This is a genomic window from Haloferax sp. s1 (assembly GCF_058382125.1).
This window is the reverse complement of the sequence record NZ_JBZRPK010000620.1, coordinates 1-10,125: the sequence shown is the minus strand read 5'-3', so window position 1 is coordinate 10,125 and position 10,125 is coordinate 1. Positions and strand designations below refer to the sequence as shown.

Below are 10,125 nucleotides of genomic sequence, written 5' to 3'. Positions count from 1 at the left end.
CGCCATTAAACCTCCAGTACCTATTGGAAGAAAGTCACCCTAAAATACCGGGAAAAGTGTAGCCCCCCTAAAATAAACCGAGGGTTGTGGTGAGGTAATATTGCGTAAGAGCCGTAACCGGCAATCGAGTCGTCGAGCGTACTGAACCCGCCTGTCGATTGCCCGGTCATTGCGTGATTGACCGCGTCGAAAATCGTGGGCTCGATCCCGTAATTAGGGGCGACGAGGAACGTCGCTGCGGCGAGATAGACCGCGACCAGAGCGGTGATGCCGACGTAGACCTTCCAGATCGCACGCGCGGTTCCCACAATGCTCGGCCGTAACTTCTCGTTTCGAGCTTCCGACTGGTACAGCGAGATGCCGGCCGTACCGTGTGGCTGCCGGAGGATCGCCAACGAGAGAACGATCATCCCTGCGCCGCCAATCCACTGCATCTGTGACCGGTACCAGAGGAACCCGCGGCCCACAGACGGTTCGCGGATGCTCATCGTCAGACCAGTCGTCGTGTACCCGCTCATGCTCTCGAAGAACGCGTGTAAGGGGTTCTGGAAGTACAACAGGCTCGATTGATAACCCGCCCCTGCAGGGACGAAAGATTCGAGGACTGCTGGCGGCGTGATGTATGCCACGATAACGAACGGGAGCGCCCCGAAGAACGCGGTTGCGGCCCATCCAAGGGCAGCAACGATCATCGCGTGGTGTCGCTTCGGTTCCGGGGCGTCCTCACAGAGTTTGTACGCAAGCCCACCGACGAACGCGGTGATGCCTGCTGCGATGAGAAATGACAGCCCGGAATACCACTCTTGGTAGAGGAGAGATACCAGTACTGGGACGAGCATCGACCCACCGATGAGGACCTGAAGCCCGCCAATGTCCCTGATAACTGTCTTCGAAGCCGTGAGGAAATTCAAGCGACCAGCAGTAGACGTCGGTGATGAGTTGGAATGAGACATAGTTCAGTGGTCCGCGTTTCAAGGGTGATTATCTGGTTTTGTGACAGGAGGCTCCGCCCGTCGAAGCCGATTCTCGTATCTGTTCTCCACCAAATTCGCCAATCCATATAAATATGCCGATTGGATTACTTAACGAGTAAAACTACACAGGTCAAATTGTGCAAACCGAAATAGCAATGGAGTCGGTACGAGTCCAAATCGATTATCTCCCTGCAGAGTGACGGGTCAGATATGAGCGACCGTTTGGATGAGGTAGACAAACGAATCCTCTACCATCTGGTTCGGGATGCGCGAAATACGTCCGCGCCCGAAATAGCCGAGGAAGTAAACGTCTCGGCGGGTACGATTCGAAATCGAATTTCACAGCTCGAAGAATCCGGCATTCTTCGGGGCTATCACGCACTCGTCGATTATTCGCGAGCAGGCGGCCGTCTGACTAACCTCTATATCTGTACCAGTCCGGTTCCGGATCGTGACCGCCTCTCGAAACAAGTCGCCGAAATCCCCGGTATTGTCAGTGTTCGACAGCTGATGAAAGGCAGAAACAATCTCCACGTGACTGCTATCGGTGATGATATGCAGGAGCTCAACCGGATAGCGAACGACCTCTCCGCGATTGGGCTTGAGATTGAAGAGGAGAATTTGCTCCAGAGCGAGCAAATACTTCCGTATCATAAATTCGGCCCAGAGGCGTCACAGGATGGCCATACGATTGCGGACTTTATGGAACTCTCCGGCGGTGCCGAAGTCGTGGAGCTTACAGTCTCTTCTAATGCTGACGTTGCAGGCCTCACGTTGCGTGAGGCGAACGAAGGTGGCGTTATTCAATCGGACGTTCTGGTGGTTTCAATCGAGCGTGACGAGGAAATGTTAACACCTCGTGGAGATACGACGGTCCGCCCAGATGACTTGGTAACGCTCTTCTGTCGAGGTGGACTGACGAGAGAAACCGTTGAAGCATTCGGCGACCACAAGTGAGTAGGAACCCAGAGAGAGACCGGCCGTTTTAACCTACTGCTATCTCTCGGGGGTATCAATGAGCCTGTCGCGGGGTTTGATTCTGCCGGAGGTTAACTAACAGATGCCAAAATCACTCGAACGTGACCTCGGTCTGTATGCAACGATTACAATCAGTATTGGTGCGATGATCGGCAGTGGTATCTTTGTCCTCCCTGGACTCGCTGCCAAGAAGACAGGGCCGAGTGTGATTCTTGCGTATCTCCTCGCGGGGCTAATCGTTCTGCCGGCTGCACTCTCGAAAGCGGAGATGGCGACCGCAATGCCAGAGGCTGGCGGTACGTATCTCTATATCGACCGAGCAATGGGTCCGCTTCTTGGAACTATTGCGGGGATCGGATCTTGGTTTTCTCTCGTATTCAAGAGTGCCTTCGCTCTCGTTGGACTCGGGGCCTACGTCCTTCTCGTCATCTCGATTCCAGGAGAGTATCTGGTGTTTTTGAGCCTTGGCCTCGGTGTCCTGCTCGTCGTCGTCAACATTGTTGGAGTGAAGCAGAGTGGCCGCTTGCAAGCCATTATCGTGAGTCTGGTATTGCTCTCGCTTGCTGCATTCACGTTCTCTGGAATCATCAACGTCGATGGTACCAATTTCGATCCGTTCGTCACACACGGAAACAGCGGTGTGCTCGCAGCGACGGGTTTCGTTTTCGTCTCGTATGCAGGCGTCACGAAAATTGCGTCCGTAGCTGAAGAGGTAGAGAACCCGGGACGGAATATCCCCATTGCGATGATCGGTTCGGTTGTCGTGATGATGCTCGTCTACACACTGACCGTCTTCGTCGTCGTCGGTGTTTCACCACCGAACGAACTGATGTCGAACGATATGCTCACACCAATGGCACTTGCTGCTCGGCAGTTCGCAGGCCAATGGGGCGAGCTCGCCGTCGCACTCGTCGCAATCTTCGCTCTCACGAGCATGGCTAATGCAGGCATCCTCTCGTCGTCTCGATTCCCATTCGCGATGAGTCGTGACGAACTGGCTCCACGGCGATTGCGTGAGGTCAGTTCCCGTTTCAAGACGCCGATTGTTTCCGTCTTGCTGACCGGCGGATTACTACTTGGGCTCATCGCCTTCGTCCCAGTCGTTGAACTCGCGAAGCTTGCGAGTGCGTTCAAAATCCTTATTTTCACCTTAATCAACGTCGCCCTCATTGCATTTCGCGAAAGCTCCCTGGAGAGCTACTCCCCAGAGTTCACCTCGCCAGCGTATCCATGGGTGCAGATCTTCGGTATTATTGGTGGACTCGTGTTACTCACACAGATGGGACCAGTCGCAATCGGTGGCGCGGTTGGGATTACTCTCATGGGTGTCCTTTGGTATCTAGTCTACGGTCGGTCGAAAACGGAGCGACAGGGGGCTGCTCTTGATGTTGTCCGTCGGTCTGCGGACGCGAAGTCACTCTCTCAAGTCGAACAAGCGTTCGTCGATGAAGATAGTGTAGTTCTCGTTGCCATGGATGAACGAACTTCACAGAGTCGAGAACGGACGCTTCTCACAGCCGCGGCAAGCGTTGCCGCCCAGCGTGACGGCCAGGTTCATGCTGTACGGTTCGAAGAAGTTCCTGAACAACTCACGCTTTCGTCGGCAACCGAGATGGACGAATCGGACCGCGAGTTCGAACGAAAGACACAAGAGCTCGCTGCAGATCTCCCTGTACCGATTCACGCCCAAAGTATCGTTAGCCACGATTTACGGCGTGCTGTCGTTAACTACGCCTCGAATATTGAGGCGGACCTTCTGATGGGGGAGTGGGAACCTGACCGTTATCACGCAGAGTTACTCGGAAGTGACGTTGACTGGTTCATGGAACACGCACCCTGTGACACGGTCTTTCTCCGTGACCGAGATATCGACGACGTCAACGAGATCACCGTTATCACCCGCCGCGGTCCATATCGACCACTCAAGGTTACTCTCGCAGACGCACTTGCAGTTCACCACGACGCGCGAGTCCGATTCCTTACTGCCGTTGACAAGGACGCCCCTGAGGAACAGGTGACTGCGACTCGAGACTACCACCGTGAGCTTGAGACGCTATGTGAAGCTCCGACCACGAGCGAGGTGGTTCGTACGTCAGATCTTCTCGATGACCTCGTTTCAGCAGCTCAAGAGACTGATGTAGCCGTTATCGGGACAGTTGTGCATTCACGGATTCACGAGTTTGCATTCGGCGATCCCGCAACAGAGATCAGCAATCGATTGGACGCAACCGTCTTGTTGGCCCACCCACGAGAGTTAAAGAGTCAAAGCTTCATTCGGGGAATCGTAGAGAGAATCGCCTTCTAACTGTATCCACGCCAGAGACACGACCGCTCTCCTCAGGGGACGTCTAGTAGATGTCAGGATGGCTGCTCCGAGGGGTCAGGCAGCACGAGAACCGGTAAATCGCTCTCGTTCACGAGCGTTGTCGTCACATCTCCAGTGAGTAGTTTCAGCCAGCGGCTTCCCCCTCGAGGTGTAAACACAATGGTGCTCGCGTCGAAATCGTGCGCGGCAGTGATTATTGCGTCACCGACATCGGTTCCGTATAGATACTCGGTCTGGAGGGCTATATCGACACCCTGGAGTCGATCTCTCAGGATCTGAAACATCTCGTCGGCAGCGAGTTCGCGTTGCTCAACGGACGCCTTGTCGGGGGCACCACCAGCTTTCTCGATGACGTGAACAGCGATTACTGTGCTAGGACTGCCGTCGACGTATGGAATTAAGGCACCTGCTGTCGCTGCAGCATCGTCCTTGTTGGCGATTGGAACAATAACCCGACTGAAGAGGGATTGCGACATTTAAATCACGCTACGAAATCAGGGCGGATAGGGCATAAAACACTTGACGGGAGTCAGAGCAACGTGGTGAGGACTGTTGAATAGGTCATTCGCATCAGCCCTGCTCCGAAGCCAAAGCCGATGAATGAGGATAGAATCGAGACTTGGTTGTGAATGCGGCCTTCACCATCCGTCAGGAAGGCGAGACCGATGAGCGAGCCGGTCCCGAAACAAATGACCAACCCCGAGAGGAACCCAAGCCACGCGAAGTAGATATCCCCGGTGAGGGAGAGAAACTCGTACGACGGAGTCCAGACACCCAGTACCATGAGTGTGTACCCACCAATTAGGTACGCAAAGAAGAGCACCCCAATAGGAACGAAAAGCGGTACCGAAACACGTGCTCCGACGAGACAGAGCTGTTCTATCGTTCCGGCGATTTGCCCGCCTAGGGATTGATTCGGCGGGTCGAACTCATCCGAATCAGTGGGTGGGTTCATGTTCTCACCGACTCACCGAGATTCGTTGCTTTTGCCCCTTTCCCGATCCATTTCCTGAGGAATCCGAAAATTGCCGAGTGGACGGGCCGGTGTTTCCGAACCATCACGACTTCACCGTCGAATTCTTCACCTACTGTCTCAGGCACTTCACCGAAGAGGACGCGACGGAGGATCCCCTCGCCTGCTGCGCCGATGATTACGGATTCGAAGCCTTCACTACGCGCATACTGGAGAATCGTCTTTGCAATGTCTTCACCTTCCTGCACAGCGGTGTCAACATCAATCTCCGATTCTGCCAGCGACTCCTGTTTATCAGCTAGGAACGATTCCGCTGTATCGACATCTCCGTCGGTTACGACGTGGAAGAGCGTCACATCAGCACCGGTCGCCGCGTATGCGACTGCAAAGAGGTCGGCGAGCTCCGAGTTCGCACCTCCCGCTGTCGGAACCAGTACACGTCCCGGTTTAGGTGATCCGTCGGTTTTTACCACTGCGACGTCACACTCCGCGTTCTCGACGACGGTGTCGATGTTCGAGCCGAGCACGTAGTCGGAGACTCGTTTCCGCTGTCCGCGCCACCCCATGAGGACGAGGTCGCTATCGCGCTGATATGCGATGTTGTTGATGCTTCTCCCGATATCGTGGCCGATCGTCACGGTCTGATGAACGGGGACGTCGTCCGGAGCGTACTGCATTGCTTCGTCGAGCAGTTCTCGCTGTTCGCTTGCGTATCGGCGTCCCTCTGAGAGTGGTGTCTGTTCAGGAACCGTTGCGACACTCGTGAGCAGAACTTCACCGTCCTTGTGGCGAGCGACCGCACTCCCGGCACGGATGAGCTGTTCAGCGTTCTCCGGGTTCGCAATCGGAATCAAGACTTGATACCCACGGTCTTCAGCTGCGCGTTCTTCGGTGATGAGGCGCGTCTCTTCTTTCGCTTCCGTCTCACGCACGCGCCCGCGAGAGTAGAGGAAGAAGATACCGACGCCGACTAGGATCCACGCAATCGCCCCGTACCAGGCCAGCGGACTGTAGTTGAACAGGTAGACAGCGAGGGCAAGCTTGGTGATAATCCCGATGATGGGTACGTAGGGGAAGAACGGCATCACGTATCCGTAATCGATCTGGTCTCCCCACTCCCGGCGTATCACGATAGCGGCGTAGTTCACTTGGAGGAACAGCAGGAGGAACATCACGTCGGTCGCGGCCGCGACGGCCTCGATCGGAAGTGCAACAGCCATGAAGATAATGAGTGCCCCGGAGAGTGCAGTCGCGATGTGCGGTGTTCGCTTTTCGTCATGGACCGCGCTAAACGCATCCGGCAGGACGTGGTCTCTCCCCATCGCGAAGGAGACACGCGTCGACGAGTAGGTCGTCGCGTTCAGTGCGGAGAGCGTCGAGAAGATACCCGCCACGAGGATGACGACCGTTCCGTAGGGCATGATCTGTCCCGCAGCACGAGCGAGACCGAGTTCTCCGAGGTGGCCGAGGATTTCCCAGACTGCGGCGTCCTCGATAGTATTCGGGACCGGAGGTAGGTTCGTCGCTCCGTGAGCCCCTGATGCAGCACCTTCCTGAGCCAGTTGGAAGAGGTCGGGCGTGACCGTGACTGCACCGATGAGTACGATCGCCACGAGCATGTAGATCGTGACGACGACAGACATCGAGTAGAAGACTGCTTTCGGTACAGATTTCTTCGGGTTAACGACCTCTTCGCCAGATTGAACGATAATCTCGTACCCCTCGAAGGCGATGAAAGTCAGTCCCATCGCGATAAACACACCACTGAGGTCTCGTGGGAGGAACGGCTGGAATCGACTGGTCGCTTCGGCGGGATTTCCGAAGATGTAGCCCAACCCAAACGCGATGAGGATGAGGATGACCGTGACCTTGACCATGGTCACAATATTGCCAGCGAGTCCAGTCTCTTTCGCGCCACGGAAATTGATGTACGCGAAGAGTACACCAGCGAACACTGCAAATATCTTTTCTGGGCCGATCGTGAGTAAGAATAGATCGACCGGTTCGAAGAGCGCGATACCGAAGTAGTCGGTCAACAGTAGGTGGACGAACGCACCGAATCCGAGCGTGTACAGTGAACCGGCGACAGCGTGGGCGAACCAGGACATCCACCCAGCGAGGAATGCCTGCGACCGGCCGAGCGCTTCACGAACCCAGAGATACCCACCGCCCGCTTCGGGTATTGCTGACCCCAGTTCGGCATACACCATCCCTGTAAAGATGGTGATGAAGCCGTTGAAGGCAAATGCCATTACGAGTCCAGGACCTGCCTGCCCTGCGGCGAGACCAGTGAGGACGAAGATACCGGCACCGATCATGGCACCGATACCGATCATCGTGATATCGAATACAGAGAGGTCTCGAGCGAGGTCTTCGTTATTACTGTGGCCCGGTAGCCCTTCGTCGTCACTCATTGGAACCACCGTCCATAGCGTCGCTGAACGGGCCTTTCTGGTACTCGCCGGAATCTATTTTATCCACGACGTACTTGCCGTGTATAACAGCAGCTTGGAGTCCGACCCACGCAAGCAGCGTGAAGATGGCTCCGAGAATCAGCGTGGATACCATGTGTTTTGAGTTTCCCACACACCATTATAAAAACTATCGTGAGGGAACCTGAATTTGGTATATAAATTGTATTGGGCTGGCGAAACATCCAATACCCATTCTGAAGGCCGGTACTTCGCACCGAAGGTACAGATCGGACGAGTATATTTTGCGTTACGTAATCAGAAAAGCTATCTCTACGGACAAAACCAATCAGTTTAAAGTACCGTTCAGTAAACGGAAACTGTATGGCCAATCGTCTTGGGACAATTGCTCGCGACCTCGGGCGGATGCTCGAGGCACTAGCAGGTCTCATCCTCGTTTCGGTTCTTATCCCTCTCGTCTGGCGAGAGTGGTGGGTCGTTCCTGGAATGGTTCTTTCAGGTATACTCCCCCTGCTCGTTGGAGTTGGACTCTCCCGAGCCTTCCAGGACGCAGAGGACCCGGGTCGCTTGCACGGAATGATGATCGCTGCCTCTGGGTGGTTCTTCGTCGCAGTCTTCGGCTCTGTTCCGTTCCTGATCATTGCATGGACTGCTCAGCTCGATCCGGGGGTTCTCAATGTCCCTGTTCGATTCACGACAACGGGGACAGAAGCCTATAGCACGCTTGCAGCGTTTCAGAACCCGCTCAATGGCTTCTTCGAGAGCATGAGCGGATTCACAGGGACAGGCCTCACGATGTCTGTTCATGAGGATGTCCTACCACACACACTCCAGTGGTGGCGCTCGTTCATCGAGTGGGTCGGTGGAGTCGGTGTCATCGTCCTCACGACGGCGATTCTCGCTCGCCCGGGGAGTGGTTCACTCACGCTCTACGAGAGCGAAGCGCGCTCCGAGAAGATCCACCCGAGTATCGTTTCGACGGTTAGGACTATCTGGTGGATTTTCCTGCTCTTTACGTTCTTCTCGATTCTCGTCCTGTGGCTCGCAGGGATGCCGATGTGGGATGCAATCAATCACGCGATGACCGGACTCGCAACCGGTGGGTTCTCGATTACCGACAACTCGATTGCGACCTACGACAGCGTCGCAATCGACTTCGCACTGATCCCGATCATGATCCTGGGGAGCATCGCGTTTCCGATCCACTATCTCATCTTGCAGGGTGACCTCCGAAACTTCTACTCGGATCTCCAGACGCGGTGGGTGTTCATTTTCTTCGGACTCGGAACACTGATTCTGACAGCCCTGCTGTTCGACCAGGGGTTCTACCAAACAGAGGCGATTGTGGTTGCTGGCATCGTGCTTCAGGGACAGGCAGCAACGCTCTTTCAGACGTTTCGGTTTGCCTTATTCCAGTTCGTTTCGGCGGCATCCTGTACCGGGTTCCAGACAGCAGGGTCACTCGGTCCAGGATGGTCGCCGCAAGCGCAGTTGACAGTCACGTTCGGAATGGTCGTCGGGGCGGCAGCGGGGTCAACTGTCGGAGGAATCAAGCTCATTCGACTCCTTACGCTTGCCAAAGGCACCCTCTTCCGTATCCGTGGAGTGTTCTACCCTGCGAGTGCGGTACGGACGTTCCGCCTTGACGGACGCGCACTCTCAACCGAAGAGGCTGCCCAAGAGTTCGAAGAAGCCGCGATTATTACGTTCCTCTGGGTGCTCTTCTTGGGTCTGGGGGCGTTTGTCCTGATGCTTTCGGTCCCTATGGGACCCGATGGATTCACGCTAGAAAATGTTCTATTCGAGGTGGCCTCTGCTCAAGGGAACGTCGGTCTTTCGTCGGGGATCACCGGACCAGGAATGCCCACGATTACGAAAGTGATGTTCCTCTTCAATATGTGGATCGGCCGACTTGAGATTATCCCAGTCCTCGTCCTACTCCGAAGCATCTTCGTCTCAATGGAGGTCTACGAATAATGCACCTCGAGAAGATTCCGTTTATTGGCTCTCTCCTCGCAGCAGGAGCAGACGACACCGTATTCGATATACTTCTCCTCCTGGGACCTCTCGTGATCGTCCTAATTACAATTCTGGGCCGCACATCGCTCACAGTTCTATTCGCAGTCGCCTACACGAGTGTGTTTGTTGGTTATATTGCCTACAAAAGTATGGCCACTACGGAGAGTAAAACTTAGCAGGCCTCAGATTAACGCTTCCTCATGTACATTATAATCGTCGGTGCTGGAGACATAGGTTCACAGGTCCTCGATCTTCTCACGAGGACGCAAAACGAACTCGTGGTCATCGAAACTGATTCAGATGTCGCCGAGCAGGTCAGTCGTAACTACGACGCTCTCGTGCTGAACGCCGATGCGACGATGAAAGAAACGCTAATCGATGCCGGTGCAGAGCAAGCTGACGCCGTCATCACGACCACGGACC

At 55.0% G+C, this 10,125-nt stretch carries 9 protein-coding genes and 1 pseudogene; 5 read left to right on the top strand and 5 right to left on the bottom strand.

Features of this window, described 5'->3' with window-relative positions; translation table 11 throughout:
* Positions 1–41 precede the first annotated feature (41 nt).
* Positions 42–839, bottom strand: a pseudogene (locus tag QT222_RS13155) (potassium transporter TrkG); the annotation flags it as partial.
* Between the two features lie 345 nt (positions 840–1,184).
* On the opposite strand from QT222_RS13155, the gene QT222_RS13150 reads away from it, so the two are divergent.
* Both QT222_RS13150 and QT222_RS13145 read left to right on the top strand, forming a co-directional pair.
* Entirely contained in the window at positions 1,185–1,931 is a 747-nt protein-coding gene (locus QT222_RS13150; protein ID WP_491477433.1) for an Lrp/AsnC family transcriptional regulator, read from the top strand.
* Between the two features lie 103 nt (positions 1,932–2,034).
* Positions 2,035–4,257: an amino acid permease gene (locus QT222_RS13145; RefSeq protein ID WP_491477432.1), complete on the top strand. Its 2,223-nt coding sequence runs from the start codon at positions 2,035–2,037 to the stop codon at positions 4,255–4,257.
* Between the two features lie 53 nt (positions 4,258–4,310).
* Here the strand turns inward: QT222_RS13145 and QT222_RS13140 are convergent, their stop codons facing one another.
* The 4 genes from QT222_RS13140 to QT222_RS13125 are packed head-to-tail and all read right to left on the bottom strand — an operon-like array spanning position 4,311 to position 7,819.
* Entirely contained in the window at positions 4,311–4,754 is a 444-nt protein-coding gene (locus tag QT222_RS13140; RefSeq protein ID WP_491477431.1) for a universal stress protein, read from the bottom strand.
* Positions 4,755–4,807: 53 nt separating this feature from the next.
* Entirely contained in the window at positions 4,808–5,233 is a 426-nt protein-coding gene (locus tag QT222_RS13135; protein ID WP_491477430.1) for a hypothetical protein, read from the bottom strand.
* On the bottom strand, positions 5,230–7,665 hold the full coding sequence (locus QT222_RS13130) for an amino acid permease (RefSeq protein ID WP_491477429.1): 2,436 nt from the start codon (positions 7,663–7,665) through the stop codon (positions 5,230–5,232). Before QT222_RS13130 ends, QT222_RS13135 begins: the two co-directional genes overlap by 4 nt.
* Positions 7,658–7,819 carry a hypothetical protein gene (locus QT222_RS13125; protein WP_491477428.1) on the bottom strand — a complete coding sequence of 54 codons (162 nt, stop codon included), beginning with the start codon at positions 7,817–7,819 and terminating at the stop codon, positions 7,658–7,660. Before QT222_RS13125 ends, QT222_RS13130 begins: the two co-directional genes overlap by 8 nt.
* A 227-nt stretch (positions 7,820–8,046) precedes the next feature.
* On the opposite strand from QT222_RS13125, the gene QT222_RS13120 reads away from it, so the two are divergent.
* The 3 genes from QT222_RS13120 to QT222_RS13110 form a co-directional block, all read left to right on the top strand.
* Positions 8,047–9,660 (top strand): TrkH family potassium uptake protein, encoded by a 1,614-nt coding sequence (locus QT222_RS13120; RefSeq protein ID WP_491477427.1) that lies wholly within the window; start codon positions 8,047–8,049, stop codon positions 9,658–9,660.
* Entirely contained in the window at positions 9,660–9,878 is a 219-nt protein-coding gene (locus QT222_RS13115; protein WP_491477426.1) for a hypothetical protein, read from the top strand. Before QT222_RS13120 ends, QT222_RS13115 begins: the two co-directional genes overlap by 1 nt.
* 24 nt (positions 9,879–9,902) lie before the next feature.
* The coding region (locus QT222_RS13110; protein WP_491477425.1) for an NAD-binding protein at positions 9,903–10,125 on the top strand (223 nt) is incomplete at its 3' end.